This is a genomic window from Photorhabdus aballayi (assembly GCF_026153155.1).
GTDB lineage: Bacteria > Pseudomonadota > Gammaproteobacteria > Enterobacterales > Enterobacteriaceae > Photorhabdus > Photorhabdus luminescens.
The window spans coordinates 65,733-83,326 of record NZ_JAPFCD010000008.1 but is presented as its reverse complement, the minus strand read 5'-3'; the positions used below and the strand labels follow the sequence as shown (position 1 = coordinate 83,326).

The window sequence follows — 17,594 nt, the reverse complement described above, 5'->3', positions numbered from 1 at the left end:
CCAGATCAATTTTTCTTTCCGAAGCAACGTCACTTTAACCAGTGATATGCCCTTTTACATCCGGGTCTGCCTGTATACCCGTTATCTTTCAAGTTGCCTCTTTGTTGGCTGCATTCACTCACCCCAGTCACATAGTTATCTATGCTCCCGGGGATTCGCTCCCTTGCCGTCGCGATGCATCTTGAAATCCATTGGGTATAAATCATTGTGTCAATACAACAAAGCTCGTACTAAATCTAGATAACAAAACCAAGATAGTAGTTGTTCACTACGCAACAGGGTAGCATGTTCAAACCATCAATATTGTTATCACCTCTGGAGCTTTTTAATGACAAAACAAAATTACAATACAGATCAGCGCCGTGCCGTTCTTATGGAGCACTTGCAGAACGACATTCCTGCCAGCGTAACCCTAGCACTAAAAGAAGATCTGGGCGGAAATACAAATTTCACTGCTGATATTACCGGCCAATTAATTCCCGCAGATAAACAAGCCACCGCAGTCATTATCACTCGGGAAGATGGCATTTTCTGTGGACAACAATGGCTGAATGAAGTCTTTACTCAATTAGGCGACCAAATCTCCATTGAATGGTTAGTCAAAGATAGTGATACAATTACAGCCAACCAAAAACTTTGCATATTACGAGGCCCAGCACAGATATTATTAACTGGTGAACGCACCGCTCTTAACTTTATTCAGACTCTCTCTGGTGTCGCAACGGAAACCAGTCATTATGTTCACCGTCTTGCCGGCTTAAAAACTCAGTTACTTGATACCCGCAAAACTTTACCAGGATTACGCACAGCCCTAAAATATGCTGTACTTTGCGGAGGTGGTAATAATCACCGCCTTGGATTATTCGACGCTTTCCTGATCAAAGAAAACCATATTATTGCCAATGGCTCTATTAAACAGGCAGTAGATAAAGCTCGTTATTCTCATCCTGGCATCCCTGTTGAAATCGAAGTAGAAACTCTAGATGAACTCATTCTGGCACTAAAAGCTCATGTTGATATTATTATGCTAGATAATTTTACTATTCCAATGATGAAAGAAGCCGTCGCTATCACATCAGGTAAAGTCGCTTTAGAAGTATCCGGTAATATCACCCTGGATACTCTACGCAGCTATGCTGAAACAGGCATCGACTTTATTTCTGTTGGAGCGCTCACTAAACATATTAAAGCATTAGATCTCTCCATGCGCTTTCAGTAATTAGCAATAATAATATTGATGGTGGTGTAAATCAGCAATTGGTAGCTAGAAAATTTGCGAACACCACCGTAAATATTTTTGCAAACCTTGCAATCCAAAAATATTTTTTCGAGTCAATTCCATAACCTCCATATATCCTGTTTTATTTTTTTCTCTTTCCTTCATTCTCTATACCCGATGGTAATGGGTATATATCGCAATACCACAACACGGAGAAAAAATATGCGACAACAAGGATTTACTTTAATGGAGATTATGGTTGCTATTGCTATCATTTCCATCTTAAGTGCTATTGGCATTCCCAGTTATCAAGGGTATATCCAGAAAGCCGCTTTAACAGATATACTACAAAATATTGTACCTTATAAATCAGGTATAGAACTTTGCGGTTTTGAAATTGAAGATTTTAATGGTTGCAATGCAGGAGCAATGTCAATCCCCAAAGAACATAACAGCAGATATATCGAAAACATTTCAGTTAAAAATGGGGAAGTTACCATTAACGGGAAACAGAGTCTTAAAAACCTCAGTGTTATATTAAAGCCGATACTAAATACACAAACAGGTTTAATTAAATGGAATATTAAATGTGAATCAGCAAACAATTCATTAAAGAGCCGTTGTCAGGAACTATTTGAATTTTAATTCATTACTCTTATACCCTATGGATTTCAAGATGCATCGCGACGGCAAGGGAGCGAATCCCCGGAAGCATAGATAACGATGTGACCGGGGTGAGTGAATGCAGCCAACAAAGAGGCAACTTGAAAGATAACGGTTATATCAATATATATTTATACAGGAAGCAACGATGAACTCACTTTCAACAGCAGAAAACACATTGATGGAAAGAGAAATCCATGATATTTGTCAACGCCACCAATCTGTTGTAATAAAAAAAGATGATAATACGATAACAATCGCCAGCAGCGAATTGCCTAATGATGATTTATTATCAGCATTACGCTTTATTTCTGGGAGTATCGTTAATGTGGAAATTTGGCCACTGGCAAGGATAGAATCAATATTACATCAAAATACTTCGCTGAGTCGTGTACCAGAGGAAGAATCCGCGTTATTACCACTTATAGTTGATACCAATACAGATGAAAATGATGCGCCCGTTATTCAACTTATTAATCAAACTTTATTAACTGCAATTCAACGACGCGCATCCGATATTCATTTTGAACCATTCCAACAAGGTTATCGTATTCGTATCCGGGTTGATGGCGCATTACACCCCTTGTCTTCGCCATCTTCTCAAATGAGCGCAAGCATTGCCGCACGCCTTAAAATAATGGCCAAATTGAATATTGCTGAAAAACGGCTACCTCAAGATGGACAATTTGATTGGTCTGACACCCGACACAATTATGCTATCCGTATGGCAACTTTGCCGACAATACATGGAGAGAAAGTTGTACTGAGGATATTAAATACAATGCAACAATTGTCGTTAGATCAACTAGGTATTCCTAATCCATTATTAAATCAGCTTCGACAAAAACTCGCATTACCACAAGGAATGATTTTAGTCACTGGCCCGACAGGTAGCGGAAAAACCGTGACTTTATATAGCTGTTTACAACATCTGAATCAGAATAAAAAGAATATTTGCAGTGTAGAAGACCCAGTAGAAATCCCACTGAACGGCGTTAACCAGACACAAACTAACAGCAAAATCGACCTCAATTTTGCCAAAGTATTACGGGCACTGTTACGCCAAGATCCTGATGTCATTATGGTGGGAGAAATACGTGATAGCGAAACAGCGGAAATTTCAGTAAAAGCGGCACAAACAGGTCATCTGGTCCTTTCTACATTGCATACTAATTCAACCATAGATACATTATCCCGCCTACAAAATTTGGGTATTTCAGGTTATATGGCGGCTTCTTGTATCAAATTAATTATCGCCCAACGGCTTGTTAGAAAATTATGTCTTCATTGTCGTAAACAACAAACAGAAGAAACCATTATTAATACTGAAAATAATTCTCTATTTATTAAGCAATGGCTGGCCGTTGGCTGTGAACACTGTTTTTCCGGTTATTATGGTCGAACAGCTATCTATGAGTTTTTAGAAATAACGGATGATATTCAACAAATATTATCAGAACAGAACTCTCAAAATACACAAAAAACCATTACATCTCAAAGAAAAGAGACTTTACTTTCATCTGGTATTTTATTAGTGGAACAAGGTATCACTACATTAGAAGAAGTTTATCAAGTCACTGGTCAGGAGTAATAATGAAAATTCATTATCTTTATAATTGGCAAGCAGTGAACAACAAAGGCGAAATATCAAAAGGGAAATCACTATGTGATAGCCGGAAAGATTTATATCAGCAGCTTATTCATTCTGGGTTGCAACCTTATAATATAAAATGTGAAAAATTGATATTTTATCATCAACAACAAATTGCCTATCGTCTGAATTTTATTCGTCAATTGGCAACACTATTATCATCAGGAATGCCATTGCTAAATTGTCTCAATATTCTTATTCGCGAATGTGATCACTCACTATGGCACTGTGTATTATTAGATATTAGCAAAAAAATTACCCGTGGAGAGTCATTTTCCTCCTCATTAAAAAATTATCCATTTCTATTTCCGCCTTTATTTTGTCAACTTATTACTGTTGGAGAATTAACCGGGCAATTAGAAGTCTGCTGTCAATTATTGGTTAAACAACAGGAGCAACAAGATAAATTACAGAAGAAAATAGCAAAAGCATTGCGTTACCCTCTGATTATTACCGTCGTTGCCGGCATCATTATTTTATTAATGCTTGTTTTTGTTTTACCCGAATTTGAACATATTTATCATTCATTTGATGCACAACTTCCCCTGCTTACCCGCAGTTTATTAATAACTTCCAACTGGCTAATTCAGTATGGTAGCTATGGTGTTATTGGATTAATTATATTGCTTCTATTTTACCTACAATTACGTCAACGTCATACAATATGGATCACTCGTGAAAAAAATCTAATGTTACGTTTACCCGTTATTGCAAAATTAATTAGTTGCCAGCAATTAGGGCAACTTTTCCATATCCTGTTTATGACACAAAAAGCCGGCCTGACACTCACCGCAGGGTTAGATAGTGCTATTGCATCAATAAATCATCCGGTATTTCTGCAAGCGACTAAATTCTTACGAGCTCAAATTAATCAAGGGATACCAATGAGCGAAACACTGAAACAACAATCTTGTTTTCCTGCTCTGTGTCAACAGTTTGTCAGTGTTGGCGAAGAATCTGGCAATCTGGAACTATTATTAGGAAATCTCGCTAACTGGTACCAACAACAAGCATTGGAAATTTCTGATAATATGACCCAGTTACTAGAACCAATACTTATAGTCATAATAGCGATCATTGTCGGTACACTATTGCTCGCAATGTATTTACCCATTTTTCAGCTAGGTACGATACTTACCTAAAGTAAAAATAATTCCATAGCTTTGTCTCTAGGTCATCTGCCTCCTTTCGGTTACAATCCTAAAATAGTATCAAGTAATATTAAGGGATAGGATGACTTATATTATTGCACTCACAGGTGGGATTGGCAGCGGTAAAACCACAATCGCCAATGCTTTTGCAGCTCTTGGTGTTCCTCTTGTCGATGCAGATATTATTGCCAGAGAAGTCGTTGCTCCTGGAACGCCGGCTCTACAAGCCATAACAGAACACTTTGGTCATGACATATTGACACCCGATGGCAGCCTTAACCGAGCACTGTTACGCCAGAAAATATTCACAAACAAACAAGAGAAACAGTGGGTTAATCAACTTCTTCACCCTCTAATACATCAAGAAACCCAGCGACAATTAAAACAGATAACTGCACCTTATGTTATTTGGGTTATTCCATTATTAGTCGAAAATAATTTGGGACATCTGGCAGATCGGATTCTAGTCGTTGACGTTTCACCTGAATTACAAATCCGCCGGGTAGCCACTCGTGATGGTATTAGCAACCAACAGGTTGAAAATATTTTGGCTGCCCAAGTATCCCGTAGCGAGAGGCTGGCTTATGCCGATGACATTATCTCAAATCATGATAATGTACAGGCAATTGCTCCTCGTGTTGCCGAACTACATCAACAATATTTAAGATTAGCTGGTTCAGCCAGACAGGATAATCATGATGAGTGACACAACTTCTACAATCATTTTTGAACACCCACTGAATGAAAAAATGCGAGCATGGTTGAGAATTGAATCTTCTCTGCAACAACTCACCAGTCAACGCCATTTAAACTCACTAGCAAGCAGCCTCGCCTTTTTCCGCACAGTGACTGAGCTACTTGAAGTGCTAGAACGGGGGGAAGTACGTTCAGAATTGCTAAAAGAATTAGAACGCCAACAGGCCAAATTAAAACAATGGGCTGAAATACCCGATGTTGATATTAATATTGTCAATAGTTTCAGATTAAAATTGAAAGAGCGAGCTATCGCATTAAGTAAAGCACCACGGTTAGGACAATCCCTGAAAGAAGATAAAATTATCAGTATGGTGCGCCAGCGTCTCAGTATTCCAAGTGGATGCTGTGGTTTTGATCTACCCACCCTACATTTATGGCTTCACTTACCACAATCAGAAAGAGATAAAATGGTTGCATTCTGGATTGATAGTTTGCTGCCTCTCCAACAAGCCCTGGAAAGTATTTTAGAACTCATCCGTCAATCTGCTATTTTCCGTTCAGAAATCAGTAAAAACGGTTTTCATCAGAACACAGCAGAAGGCGCAGATTTACTGAGGTTACGTTTACCACTAAAACCTTTACTGTTTCCTCAAATTTCTGGTCATAAGACCCGGTTTGCTATCCGTTTTTTACCATTGGATAGTGAAAAAGGCTTCGTGCCTGCTCATTTACCATTTGAATTGGCATGCTGCTAATATTACGAACTAATTATCAGGAAAATTATTATGTCTGAATTATTAACCATTGAATGTCCAACATGCAGTAAGACCGTGGTTTGGGGAGAAATAAGCCCACACCGCCCATTTTGTAGTAAGCGCTGTCAATTAATTGACTTAGGCGAGTGGGCAAGTGAAGAGAAACGGATACCAAGCCAAAGTGAAAACTCCGATAGCGACGATTGGAGTGAACAACCTGAGCAATAAGAAATAGCCGCGTTATTATAATGCGGCTATTGACAACTCAAGCGGTAAGTAATGCAACAATGCTGCGATTAGCTGGCGGGAATTCATCAGCAATTAAATCTTTCTGTAATACCCACCGAGAAAGCTGCCCTTCTTTACCAAAAGGTTCGTTTTCCCATCCATCCACCAAGAAGAAATACAGGGTAATCAACCTGTCAGGAAAATCATGTTCAACCGTTTTTACCAGCTCATAATGAGTAACGGCAATACCAATCTCTTCCTGTAACTCACGTAGTAAAGCCTGTTCAGGCGTTTCCTCTTTCTCAACTTTCCCGCCTGGGAATTCCCAGAAACCACCCATATGAGCATCAGCATGACGCTGAGTAATAAAAATTTCATGTTGCGCATTTCTAATAATACCAGCGGCTATATGCAGATGTTTCTTTTTCATATTACTCTTACTTCTTCATCTATTCTTTTTGATTGCTTACAACCAAAAGTTATATCCATTAAAACTAACAGTAAAAAGGCGGTTTCCCGCCTTTTTATCATTACTGCAAGCGCCCGTGACAATGTTTATATTTTTTACCCGATCCACAAGGACAAGGATCATTACGGCCCACTTTACGAGCTCCACTAGCAATCTGAGCTTCTGTTGTAGACATCAATGCGCCTTTTTCAACTTCATGGCTTAATTGCTGTTGTCTTGCCAAGCGTTCAGCTTCTGCCCGGCGCTGTTGCTCTAATGCCTCGACTTCTTCCGGCAATCTCACTTGAACTTTGCTCAATGTACTAATCACTTCGTATTTCAGCGATTCCAACATGTTGGCAAACATAGCGAAAGATTCACGTTTATATTCCTGTTTTGGATCTTTCTGAGCATAACCACGTAGATGGATACCCTGGCGTAGGTAATCCATTGCTGCCAGATGCTCTTTCCACAACATATCCAGAGTCTGCAACATGATACCTTTTTCGAAGTTACGCATCATTTCAACGCCGACAACCTCTTCTTTACGTTTATAAACTTCAACAGCCTGTTCAAGAATACGCTCACGCAACGTCTCTTCATGTAGTTCAGGCTCTTTGTCCAACCACTCTTTGATCGGCAGCTCTAAATCGAAATCAGCCGCTAAACGTTGCTGCAAACCTTCCACATCCCACATCTCCTCTAGAGATTGAGGGGGAATATAAGCATCAATGGTTGCTTTAAATACATCTTCACGAATGCTACCAATGGTTTCACTAACATCTCTCACATCCAGCAAATCGTTACGCTGAGCATAAATAGCGCGGCGCTGATCGTTAGCAACATCATCGTACTCTAGCAATTGCTTACGTATATCGAAGTTACGGCTCTCTACTTTACGTTGAGCATTGGCAATGGCTTTAGTCACCCACGGATGTTCAATCGCCTCACCCGGTTTCATACCCAATTTACGCATCATGCCTGTGACACGATCAGAGGCAAAAATACGCATCAGCGAGTCTTCCATTGATAAATAGAAACGGGACGATCCCGCATCCCCTTGACGACCAGAGCGCCCACGTAACTGATTATCAATACGACGAGATTCATGACGTTCCGTACCGATAATATGCAAACCACCTGCGGCCAGAACCCTATCATGACGTTCCTGCCATGCAACTTTAATCCCTTCAATCTGAGCTTCTGTTGGCTCTACCAATTTAGCAATTTCTGCCTGCCAACTACCTCCTAGCACAATATCCGTACCACGACCAGCCATGTTAGTCGCAATGGTTACCGCGCTTACTTGACCAGCCTGAGCAATAATATCTGCTTCCATTGCATGAAATTTGGCGTTAAGTACGTTGTGCTCGATACCCGCTTTAGTCAGTTCACGGGAAACCAGTTCAGATTTTTCAATAGAAATAGTTCCCACCAATATAGGCTGCCCTTTATCGGTACGTTCGCGGATATCTTCAATGATAGCTTCAATTTTTTCAGCTTCGGTCATATAAACCAAATCCGGCAAATCATTACGGATCATTGGGCGGTTTGTCGGCACCACAATGGTATCGAGCTTATAAATAGAGCTAAACTCAAATGCTTCGGTATCTGCTGTACCAGTCATACCCGCCAGTTTTTCATACAACCGGAAGTAGTTTTGGAAAGTGATAGAAGCCAAGGTTTGGTTTTCATTCTGAATTTCTACTCCTTCCTTAGCTTCAACAGCCTGATGCAATCCATCAGACCAGCGACGCCCCTGCATGGTACGACCAGTATGCTCATCAACAATAATGACTTCACCATCTTTCACAATATAATCAACATCACGGGTAAACAGCGCATGAGCACGTAACGCAGCCGTAACATGGTGCATTAACATGATATTGGTTGGTGAATATAGGGATTCACCCTCTTCCATCAATTTGGCTTCCGCCAGCAATTGCTCAATTAAAACCAAACCACGTTCCGTCAAGTTAACCTGACGGGACTTTTCGTCGACAGAAAAGTGGCCTTCTCCCTGGAAAGTCTCTGAGTCGTCTTTTTCCTGACGAATCAATTTAGGGATCAACTTATTAACTTTGATATAAAGTTCAGAACTATCTTCAGCGGGACCAGAGATAATCAATGGCGTCCGCGCTTCGTCAATCAGAATGGAGTCAACTTCATCCACTAGCGCATAATGTAGTTTGCGCTGAACACGCTCTTCAGGACTAAATGCCATGTTGTCACGAAGATAGTCAAAGCCATATTCGTTGTTAGTACCATAGGTAATATCTGCGGCATATGCCTGGCGTTTAACGGGAGCCGGCATACCTGGCAGGTTAATACCAACACTCAATCCCAGAAATTCAAACAATGGGCGGTTATTTTCAGCGTCGCGTTGTGCCAGATAATCATTCACTGTGACTACGTGAACACCACGCCCAGTTAATGCATTCAAATAAGCCGGCAAAGTCGCTGTCAATGTTTTACCTTCACCAGTACGCATTTCAGCAATACAACGTTCATTTAGAACCATTCCCCCCAGTAACTGAACGTCGAAATGACGCATAGCAAATACGCGCTTACTTGCTTCACGTACTGTTGCAAATGCTTCAGGTAACAAATTTTGCAGCGATTCCCCCTTTTCCAAACGGGCACGAAATTCGGCTGTTTTACCCTTCAATTCGTCATCAGACAATTTTTCAAACTCTGGCTCCATGCGGTTGATCACATCAACAACTTTACGCATACGACGCAGTGTACGGTCATTACGACTACCAAAAACCTTTGTTAATAATTTAATCAGCATAGTTAATTACATCTCAGATAAGGCCGTTATCTCGCAGCCAGCAAATAGTTATTTATTTCGGAATTTGTAAAAAAACGAAGATTCAGAGGTAGGCAGTAGGACCTGCGCGGATACCTTGGGCTTTAGCAATCCAAAACGTCGGAGTATAAGAAGATTGTGATGAAACATTCAGGAAAGGTATATCTGAAACTGGTTCAGGCGGCTTAGGTTCCTGAGTTAATAGTGCATTCAGGGTTTCTAGCACAAGCTGCTGAATACTAGAAGAGCTTAACCGGATACTTTGTTTTGCTGTTTCATCGCTCACAGGTTGGGAAATAGAAAAAACAAAAGAAAGTTGCCTGATCACATTGCGTACAGCATGTTGTTGCCAGTAATTAATACCATTAGCCGGCTGGTGTTGAACATTCTGCAATGAGAATAGATTATCAAAAGCTGATAAAGCCTGATTTTGCCAACTTTGGCTAGGCGAGGTATTCGCTTGTGAAATATTATCGGTAACACCCGCTGCAATGGTAGGAACGCCAATACTTGCCGCAACCACCCCTAATAATAGATGTGACCAGAAATAACGTCTGCCAAATTGTCGCCAAAGATTTAGAATACCCATTAATCCTTCATCATACCGGAGCTACTTTTATTATGCGCGATAGCCGCCCACAATCATTAGATGTTCTTTTTGAAGACGCCGCTGCCGTTGAGAAAAGCCCGCTTCATGTTATCCAGCAACGTGCCGTCGCTTTGTTAAAACTTAACCGTGCCGTTATTAGCTTGCTTCCCGCACAATTACATCCGTGGTGTCGGGTCGCTAATTATCGCAAACAAATTCTGGTACTGGAAGCAGGAAACGCCAGTTGGATGACCAGATTACGTTACGAGCTGCCAACGCTGCTTTCTACACTAAGAAGCGGAATTCTACCATCATTGTCATCTATCGACATCAGGATTAACCCATCACTTATGATTAAGCATGGCAATAGTGCGCAGAGCTTCGCAAAAACGATGAGCAATGATCACAAAACGTTACCGACGCGTCAGTTAAGTCAAGAGAGTGCGAAAGAATTAATAGTGCTAGCGAACCGTAGTCCAAAAAAGCTGAAGGAAAGATTAGAGCGATTAGCTGCACTGGCCGGAGAGAGTGCCAGTACAGCTAAAAAATAAGCGCTAACGCTGAGTAAAAAACATCAGCGAGAACAATACCACTGATAACATAACTCACTGATATATCATTGAATTATTCTCAGCACATGAGAGAGTTATGCCATTACAGTTGATGGAGCAAGAAAAGCCAATGGCATTTCAGCTTCATCTTCGAAAGTGATCAGTTCCCATGCGCTTTCTTGCGCCAGAACTGCCTGCAACAGTTTATTGTTCAACGCATGACCAGATTTGAACGCAGTAAATGCGCCAATGATGTTATAGCCACACATAAACAGATCGCCAATTGCATCCAGCATTTTATGGCGGACAAATTCGTCTTCAAAACGCAAACCATCTTCATTAAGCACACGATAGTCATCAACAACAATCGCACAATCAAAGCTACCGCCTAAACATAAGCCTTTAGATTGTAAGTACTCAATATCACGCATAAAGCCAAATGTACGTGCACGACTGATTTGACGAACAAACGCTTCTGCCGAGAAGTCCATGCAGTAACGTTGAGAGCTTGAATCAATTGCAGGGTGATTGAAATCAATAGTGAAATCCAGACTGAAACCATTATAAGGTGTCATCTCTGCCCACTTATCACCCTCTTCCACACGTACAGTTTCCTTAATACGCAGGAATTTTTTAGCCGTGTTCAGCTCTTCGATGCCCGCATCCAGCAGCAGGAAAACAAACGGGCTAGCGCTACCATCCATAATAGGAATTTCTGGCGCGTCAACTTCGATAATAATATTATCGATACCTAACCCCGCAAGTGCTGCATTCAGATGCTCAACCGTTGAGATTCGCACGTCATGCTCATTTACCAGGCAAGTACAGAGCATAGTATCACGCACGGATTTTGCATCTGCCGGAAAATCAACCGGTGGATTCAAGTCAGTGCGGCGATAGATGACCCCGGTATTAGCCGGTGCTGGGCGCATTGTCAGCGTGACTTTTTTACCGGTGTGTAAACCGACGCCAGTCGCCTGAACAATACGTTTAAGTGTCCTTTGTTTGATCATCGTTTTATCTCGCAATGTTATCCATCCTGCCAACCACTATACACTATGGTTGGCGGGCAAGTTTAGCACAAAAAGCGGAGAATCCAATTTTTTAGCTATTAATCGGCCTGTTTACGCAAAAATGCAGGAATATCCAAATAATCGGGCTCCTTGCTAGTTTGTACGCTTTGGTCATTCACCACTTTTGCTGCTGGTTTATTTTCCTCGGACAATGAAGACATACCGCTAGACATTTGCTGATGACGGTGTTCCATTACACTTGACTGAGAAGACTTATTGGTAACCAACGTAATTTCAGGACGTTTATCCATACCAATACCGGTGGCAACCACAGTCACACGCAACTCATCGTTCATGTCTGGGTCCAGAGAGGTACCAATCACGACAGTTGCATTATCAGATGCAAATGCGCGGATCGTGTTACCCACTGTTTCGAACTCATCCAAACGCAGATCAAAGCCAGCAGTAATGTTAACCAAAACACCACGAGCGCCTGACAAGTCGATATCTTCCAGCAATGGACTGGAAATCGCCATCTCAGCGGCCTCTTCTGCACGATCTTCACCCTGTGCAATACCAGAACCCATCATAGCGTAGCCCATTTCGGACATCACGGTACGCACGTCAGCAAAGTCAACATTCATCAGGCCTGGACGCGTGATCAGTTCAGCGATACCCTGAACCGCGCCTTTCAAAACGTCATTAGCTGCGCCGAAAGCATCCAGTAATGAAATGCCGCGGCCAAGCACTTTCAACAGTTTGTCGTTAGGGATAGTAATCAATGAATCTACATGTTTGGATAATTCAGTGATCCCTTGTTCGGCAAACGCCATGCGTTTTTTACCTTCGAAATTGAAAGGCTTAGTCACCACAGCAACTGTCAAAATCCCAAGCTCTTTTGCAATTTCAGCTACCACAGGCGCTGCGCCAGTACCAGTACCACCACCCATACCGGCAGCGATAAATACCATATCCGCACCATCAAGCGCAGTGCGCAATGCATCCCGATCTTCTTGAGCAGCAGTACGACCCACTTCCGGGTTTGCCCCAGCGCCCAAACCTTTGGTAATACCATTACCAATCTGGATAGTCTGGCCGACAGCCGTTTTACGCAATGCCTGAGCATCCGTGTTTACTGCAAAGAATTCAACACCTTCGATGCGTTCACGCACCATGTGCTCAACAGCGTTACCGCCGCCACCGCCGACGCCGATGACCTTAATCACCGCGTCATTGGTTAATTCTATTGGTTCAAACATATAGTTTCTCTCCGCTTTGTGCCTTTATATCGAGGCTAAAAGAAGATGCAGCCTCTGTATAAAATTAAAACTCTTTTTTCAGCCAGCTACTGACTCTCTTAAACCAGCGACTCACTGAAGCATGTTTTTCAATATCCGCATCACCATTAAGATGAGAGGCTTTCCCGTAATGCAGCAACCCCACTGCTGTTGAATAATAGGGTTCCTGCGCATAGTCCGTCAGGCCAGTAATATTAAGAGGTTGACCAATACGCACCTGAGCATGGAACACACGCTGAGCACATTCAGCCAAACCATCAATCTGAGCGCCACCACCAGTCAAGACAATACCCGCAGCCAAGTGGTGTTTAACCCCCTGCTGGCGCAACCGTTCCTGCAATCGCAAGATTTCATCATTCACTAAATTCAGTAATTCGATGTAACGCGGCTCAATGACCTCAGCCAACGTCTGACGCTGTAAGCTACGTGGTGGACGTCCACCGACACTGGGTACCTCCACACTTTCATCTTTGCTGACTAACGAACCCAGCGCACAACCGTGGCGTACCTTTATCGTTTCTGCATCGCTTGGCGGCGTACCAAAGGCATAAGCAATATCACTGGTAACAACGTTGCCGGCATAAGGGATAACTTTGGTATGACGCAGCGCTCCGCCGGTATACACCGCAATATCCATCGTCCCTCCGCCAATATCTACCACGCAAACGCCCAATTCACGCTCGTCTTCGGTCAAAACAGCATAGCTGGCAGCCAACCCGGAAAAAATAAGCTGGTCGACTTTCAAACCACAGCGTTCAACGGCTTTTGCAATATTTTTCGCCATATCATTATGACAGGTAATCAAGTGAACTTTCGCCTGCATGCGCACACCGGAAAGCCCTACCGGATTCTTAATGCCTTCCTGATAATCGATAGCATATTCTTGCGGAATAACATGTAGTATTCGGTATTCATCACGTACACGAACTGATTTGGCAGTATGAACAACATTGTCTACATCTTCCTGAGTGACTTCCTCTTCGGAAATAGGAACCATCCCGATTTCATTCTGACAACTGATGTGTTTTCCAGATAACGCCAGATAAACAGAAGAAATTTGACAATCTGCCATCAATTCAGCCTGATCGATAGCCCGCTGTACACATTTAACAACCGACTCCAGGTCGTTTACACCGCCTTTATCCATACCGCGGGATGGACAGCTTCCCACCCCGATAATATTAACCATACCATCGGGCAGAATTTCACCAACAAGGGCAGATACCTTTGCTGTGCCAATCTCTAGGCCAACTACTAATTTTCTGTCCGTCGATTTGATCATCGTTGTTCTGCCTGCCTCATATAATTATTGCCAGTAATTGTTTATTGCCCTTTGGCCGGAACATTAGGATCACCAATTGGTAAAGGCGCCCAACCTACCGCGGCACCACTGTCATAACGCAAATCCACGTAATCTACCCTTTTCTCTGTGTTCTGCTGTAACAGCGGATAAAGCTCGATAAAACGTTTAATACGGCCTGTTGTATCCATTCTTCCCAGCTTTAGCTGGACACCATTATCCAGCGTCAATTGCCAGGAACGACGCGCAGTCATTGCCGCCGCTTTTAATTTCAGTTTATTGGCGGCGAGAAGTTTAGCCATAGCTCGGTAACCATCAAGTACTTCTTTTTCACTGCCTTGTGGGCCATAAAGCATCGGGAAATATCCTTTAGCTCCCCATTCAGGCGGAATGCTGAATACTTGACCTTCGGCATCCAGCATCTGTGTTTCATTCCAGCGCACATAAGGGACATATTCTACCAGATGAATTCTCAGTTCATCAGGCCACTGTTTACGGACAGTGACTTGCCTTATCCACGGCATCCGTTCAATTTGCTGCTGAATGATATTCACATCCTGCGTCATAAAAGTTCCCGGTTGCCCTAATGATAAAATTGCCTGCCGGATATCATCGTTGGTAGTGTAGTGACGCTCACCCGTTACCACCAGTTTTGATATAGGCAATCTGTTAGCATCTTTCATCCAGTTAAGAACTGCCCAACCTCCCCAAATAATGGTCCCAATTACCATCAGGAAGAAAATAAGCCCTGCCAGGTAAGAGCCGTTACTAGGACGGGAACTGCTATTTTCATTATCCCGCCCCCTTACTTTCAGGGCCGCTTGAGACATATCAATCAGCCAACTCCAGAATCTTTACCACCAACTGTGAAAAACTTAATCCAGCCTGACGCGCAGCCATCGGCACCAAGCTGTGACTGGTCATCCCTGGCGATGTATTCACTTCCAATAGATAGAAACCACCATCAGTATCCATCATGACATCTACCCGTCCCCAACCACTACATCCCACTGATTGATAAGCTTTAAGCGCCAGTTCTACCAATTGCTGCTCTTTTTCATCACTTAATCCGCTTGGACAAAAATACTGTGTTTCTTCAGACAGATATTTTGCCTCATAGTCATAAAAAATAGCAGCGGGTTGAATACGAATAGAAGGTAAAGCCGTATCACCAAGGATGGCTACCGTGTATTCCGGGCCGTACAACCATTTTTCTATCAGCAAATCAACGTCATAACGAAACGCTATCTCTAATGCGCTACGCAACTCCGAAATCTCATTAACCTTAGTCATACCAACACTGGAACCTTCCAGACTTGGCTTAACAATTAATGGCAGACCTAAATCTGCTACATATTCTTGGAGTTGAAAATCCGTCAATCGTTCAAATTGCTGAGAATTCATTGCAACATATGGCGAAACAGTCAATCCAATCCCTTGCCATAACTGTTTTGTGCGCAATTTGTCCATTGACAGTGCAGAGGCCATCACGCCGCTACCGGTATAGGGTAACTGCAAAAACTCTAATACACCTTGCAAAGTACCATCTTCCCCACCACGCCCATGAAGCGCGATAAAGACTTTCTCAAATCCGGCCTCTTTAAGTTGAGTTACAGAAAAATCTTTTGTATCAACTGGATGTGCATCAATACCTGCTTCTCTCAATCCAGCCAACACGGCGTGTCCCGATAACAGCGAAACTTCACGCTCAGCGGAAGTTCCCCCCAACAGTACCGCGACTTTCTCAGCCATTGCGTTTTTCCTCATTCAAAGATGGCTGTAATTTTGTTTCAGCCAGATTACGCGCTATTTTGCCTATATTGCCGGCCCCTTGAACCAGAACTAAATCATTACCATCCAGCACCTGTGCCAACACAGTGGTTACCTTTGCTGAATCAGATACTAAAATCGGATCTAACTTACCGCGGCTACGGATAGTACGGCACAACGAACGACTATCCGCCCCCGGAATAACCGCTTCACCCGCCGAGTAAACATCCAGCATCAGCAATACATCTACCTGATTCAATACATTGGCAAAATCATCGTACAAATCACGGGTTCGGGTATAACGATGAGGTTGAAATATCATCACAATACGTTTATCCGGCCAGCCTGCACGAGCGGCTTTAATCGTTGCATCCACTTCCGTTGGATGATGACCGTAATCATCAACCAACATTGCACTGCCACCTTTGCCGTTAACGTGTTCCAGAGAGAAATTGCCCAAAAAATCAAAACGGCGACCAGTTCCCTGAAAACCAGCCAATGCAGCCAAAATATCACTGCCAGAAATCCCTTCCTCAGTCGCAACGGCTACTGCCGCCGCTGCATTCAGCGCATTATGGCGACCTGGCGCATTCAATACGACTTTCAGATCCGCCATATCTTGACGGCTGACAGTAAAATATCCCTGAGCGCCCTTTTGCTCATAATGGGTAATACGGACATCTGCTTCTTCACTAAAACCATACGTCGTGATATAGCGCCCCACACGAGGGATTAACTCTTTGACAACCGGATCATCAAGGCACATAACTGCACGCCCATAGAAAGGTAAGTTGTGCAAAAAGTTAATAAAAGTCTGTTTCAAGTTTTCGAAGTCACCATGATAGGTATCCATATGGTCTGCTTCGATATTCGTAATGACCGCCACCATTGGCTGCAAATGCAAGAAAGAGGCATCACTTTCGTCAGCTTCCGCAATTAAATAACGGCTACTGCCAAGACGAGCATGTGTTCCTGCTGCTTTAACTAAACCACCATTAACAAAAGTGGGATCTAAACCAGCCTGTGCATAGATGCTAGAAATCATCGCCGTTGTGGTTGTTTTACCGTGAGTCCCGGCAATAGCGATACCATGACGGTAGCGCATGAGTTCTGCCAACATCTCTGCTCTGCGAATAACCGGAATTCGGGCCTCACGAGCAGCAACAATTTCCGGGTTATCCGCCAAGATTGCGCTTGAAGCCACAACAACACTGGCATCCAGTATATTTTCAGGACGATGGTTAAAGTAAATCTGAGCACCCAACTTAGTCAGTTGCCGAGTTACCGGGTTTGGCGCTAAATCAGATCCACTAATCTGATAACCTTCATTAGCTAACACTTCGGCGATCCCCCCCATGCCAGCACCTCCAATGCCAACAAAGTGGATATGCCTGACTTTTCTCATCTCAGGCACGAAAGCTCTTAATTTCGCCAGTTGCTGTGTATTCAC

The 17,594-nt window shown here is 42.8% G+C and carries 17 protein-coding genes; 8 read left to right on the top strand and 9 right to left on the bottom strand.

Features of this window, described 5'->3' with window-relative positions; all coding sequences use genetic code 11:
- Positions 1-328: 328 nt before the first annotated feature.
- The 7 genes from nadC to yacG all read left to right on the top strand — a co-directional run bounded on the left by nadC (position 329) and on the right by yacG (position 6,363).
- On the top strand, positions 329-1,219 hold the full coding sequence (nadC, locus tag OO184_RS06655) for a carboxylating nicotinate-nucleotide diphosphorylase (RefSeq protein ID WP_265378495.1): 891 nt from the start codon (positions 329-331) through the stop codon (positions 1,217-1,219).
- 222 nt (positions 1,220-1,441) lie between these two features.
- On the top strand, positions 1,442-1,864 hold the full coding sequence (gene ppdD, locus OO184_RS06650; protein WP_265378494.1) for a prepilin peptidase-dependent pilin: 423 nt from the start codon (positions 1,442-1,444) through the stop codon (positions 1,862-1,864).
- A gap of 166 nt (positions 1,865-2,030) precedes the next feature.
- Positions 2,031-3,473, top strand: coding sequence for a type II secretion system protein GspE (gene gspE / locus OO184_RS06645; RefSeq protein WP_265378493.1), 1,443 nt, complete (start codon positions 2,031-2,033; stop codon positions 3,471-3,473).
- A 2-nt stretch (positions 3,474-3,475) separates the two neighbouring features.
- Positions 3,476-4,675, top strand: coding sequence for a protein transport protein HofC (gene hofC / locus OO184_RS06640; RefSeq protein WP_265378492.1), 1,200 nt, complete (start codon positions 3,476-3,478; stop codon positions 4,673-4,675).
- 91 nt (positions 4,676-4,766) lie between these two features.
- A complete protein-coding gene (gene coaE, locus OO184_RS06635) occupies positions 4,767-5,390 on the top strand; it encodes a dephospho-CoA kinase (RefSeq protein ID WP_265378491.1) in 624 nt (207 codons plus the stop codon).
- On the top strand, positions 5,383-6,135 hold the full coding sequence (zapD, locus tag OO184_RS06630) for a cell division protein ZapD (RefSeq protein ID WP_088373318.1): 753 nt from the start codon (positions 5,383-5,385) through the stop codon (positions 6,133-6,135). The genes coaE and zapD overlap by 8 nt, the downstream gene beginning before the upstream one ends.
- A gap of 30 nt (positions 6,136-6,165) precedes the next feature.
- Positions 6,166-6,363: a DNA gyrase inhibitor YacG gene (gene yacG, locus OO184_RS06625; RefSeq protein WP_265378490.1), complete on the top strand. Its 198-nt coding sequence runs from the start codon at positions 6,166-6,168 to the stop codon at positions 6,361-6,363.
- Positions 6,364-6,400: 37 nt separating this feature from the next.
- Here the strand turns inward: yacG and mutT are convergent, their stop codons facing one another.
- The 3 genes from mutT to secM form a co-directional block, all read right to left on the bottom strand.
- Positions 6,401-6,793: an 8-oxo-dGTP diphosphatase MutT gene (gene mutT, locus OO184_RS06620; protein ID WP_265378489.1), complete on the bottom strand. Its 393-nt coding sequence runs from the start codon at positions 6,791-6,793 to the stop codon at positions 6,401-6,403.
- Between the two features lie 100 nt (positions 6,794-6,893).
- Entirely contained in the window at positions 6,894-9,605 is a 2,712-nt protein-coding gene (secA, locus tag OO184_RS06615) for a preprotein translocase subunit SecA (protein ID WP_265378488.1), read from the bottom strand.
- Positions 9,606-9,687: 82 nt separating this feature from the next.
- Entirely contained in the window at positions 9,688-10,212 is a 525-nt protein-coding gene (gene secM / locus OO184_RS06610; protein ID WP_265378487.1) for a secA translation cis-regulator SecM, read from the bottom strand.
- Positions 10,213-10,244: 32 nt separating this feature from the next.
- On the opposite strand from secM, the gene OO184_RS06605 reads away from it, so the two are divergent.
- Complete coding sequence (locus OO184_RS06605) at positions 10,245-10,763, top strand: DUF721 domain-containing protein (RefSeq protein WP_265378486.1); 519 nt, start codon at positions 10,245-10,247, stop codon at positions 10,761-10,763.
- 95 nt (positions 10,764-10,858) lie between these two features.
- Here OO184_RS06605 and lpxC read toward each other — a convergent pair whose 3' ends face one another.
- The 6 genes from lpxC to murC form a co-directional block, all read right to left on the bottom strand.
- The gene (gene lpxC, locus OO184_RS06600) at positions 10,859-11,776 is read right to left on the bottom strand and encodes a UDP-3-O-acyl-N-acetylglucosamine deacetylase (protein ID WP_265378485.1); all 918 of its coding nucleotides are present in this window, start codon (positions 11,774-11,776) and stop codon (positions 10,859-10,861) included.
- Between the two features lie 98 nt (positions 11,777-11,874).
- Complete coding sequence (ftsZ, locus tag OO184_RS06595) at positions 11,875-13,035, bottom strand: cell division protein FtsZ (RefSeq protein WP_265378484.1); 1,161 nt, start codon at positions 13,033-13,035, stop codon at positions 11,875-11,877.
- 64 nt (positions 13,036-13,099) lie between these two features.
- On the bottom strand, positions 13,100-14,356 hold the full coding sequence (gene ftsA, locus OO184_RS06590) for a cell division protein FtsA (RefSeq protein ID WP_265378483.1): 1,257 nt from the start codon (positions 14,354-14,356) through the stop codon (positions 13,100-13,102).
- Positions 14,357-14,397: 41 nt separating this feature from the next.
- Positions 14,398-15,204 carry a cell division protein FtsQ gene (gene ftsQ, locus OO184_RS06585; protein WP_088373324.1) on the bottom strand — a complete coding sequence of 269 codons (807 nt, stop codon included), beginning with the start codon at positions 15,202-15,204 and terminating at the stop codon, positions 14,398-14,400.
- 1 nt (position 15,205) lies between these two features.
- A complete protein-coding gene (locus tag OO184_RS06580; RefSeq protein ID WP_265378482.1) occupies positions 15,206-16,126 on the bottom strand; it encodes a D-alanine--D-alanine ligase in 921 nt (306 codons plus the stop codon).
- On the bottom strand, positions 16,119-17,594 hold the full coding sequence (murC, locus tag OO184_RS06575; RefSeq protein ID WP_265378537.1) for a UDP-N-acetylmuramate--L-alanine ligase: 1,476 nt from the start codon (positions 17,592-17,594) through the stop codon (positions 16,119-16,121). The genes OO184_RS06580 and murC overlap by 8 nt, the downstream gene beginning before the upstream one ends.

Bases quoted from the DNA above. Each gene is read 5' to 3' on its own strand.
- nadC (WP_265378495.1), top strand. From the start codon at position 329: ATGACAAAACAAAATTACAATACAGATCAGCGCCGTGCCGTTCTTATG.
- ppdD (WP_265378494.1), top strand. From the start codon at position 1,442: ATGCGACAACAAGGATTTACTTTAATGGAGATTATGGTTGCTATTGCT.
- gspE (WP_265378493.1), top strand. From the start codon at position 2,031: ATGAACTCACTTTCAACAGCAGAAAACACATTGATGGAAAGAGAAATC.
- hofC (WP_265378492.1), top strand. From the start codon at position 3,476: ATGAAAATTCATTATCTTTATAATTGGCAAGCAGTGAACAACAAAGGC.
- coaE (WP_265378491.1), top strand. From the start codon at position 4,767: ATGACTTATATTATTGCACTCACAGGTGGGATTGGCAGCGGTAAAACC.
- zapD (WP_088373318.1), top strand. From the start codon at position 5,383: ATGAGTGACACAACTTCTACAATCATTTTTGAACACCCACTGAATGAA.
- yacG (WP_265378490.1), top strand. From the start codon at position 6,166: ATGTCTGAATTATTAACCATTGAATGTCCAACATGCAGTAAGACCGTG.
- mutT (WP_265378489.1), bottom strand. From the start codon at position 6,793: ATGAAAAAGAAACATCTGCATATAGCCGCTGGTATTATTAGAAATGCG.
- secA (WP_265378488.1), bottom strand. From the start codon at position 9,605: ATGCTGATTAAATTATTAACAAAGGTTTTTGGTAGTCGTAATGACCGT.
- secM (WP_265378487.1), bottom strand. From the start codon at position 10,212: ATGGGTATTCTAAATCTTTGGCGACAATTTGGCAGACGTTATTTCTGG.
- OO184_RS06605 (WP_265378486.1), top strand. From the start codon at position 10,245: ATGCGCGATAGCCGCCCACAATCATTAGATGTTCTTTTTGAAGACGCC.
- lpxC (WP_265378485.1), bottom strand. From the start codon at position 11,776: ATGATCAAACAAAGGACACTTAAACGTATTGTTCAGGCGACTGGCGTC.
- ftsZ (WP_265378484.1), bottom strand. From the start codon at position 13,035: ATGTTTGAACCAATAGAATTAACCAATGACGCGGTGATTAAGGTCATC.
- ftsA (WP_265378483.1), bottom strand. From the start codon at position 14,356: ATGATCAAATCGACGGACAGAAAATTAGTAGTTGGCCTAGAGATTGGC.
- ftsQ (WP_088373324.1), bottom strand. From the start codon at position 15,204: ATGTCTCAAGCGGCCCTGAAAGTAAGGGGGCGGGATAATGAAAATAGC.
- OO184_RS06580 (WP_265378482.1), bottom strand. From the start codon at position 16,126: ATGGCTGAGAAAGTCGCGGTACTGTTGGGGGGAACTTCCGCTGAGCGT.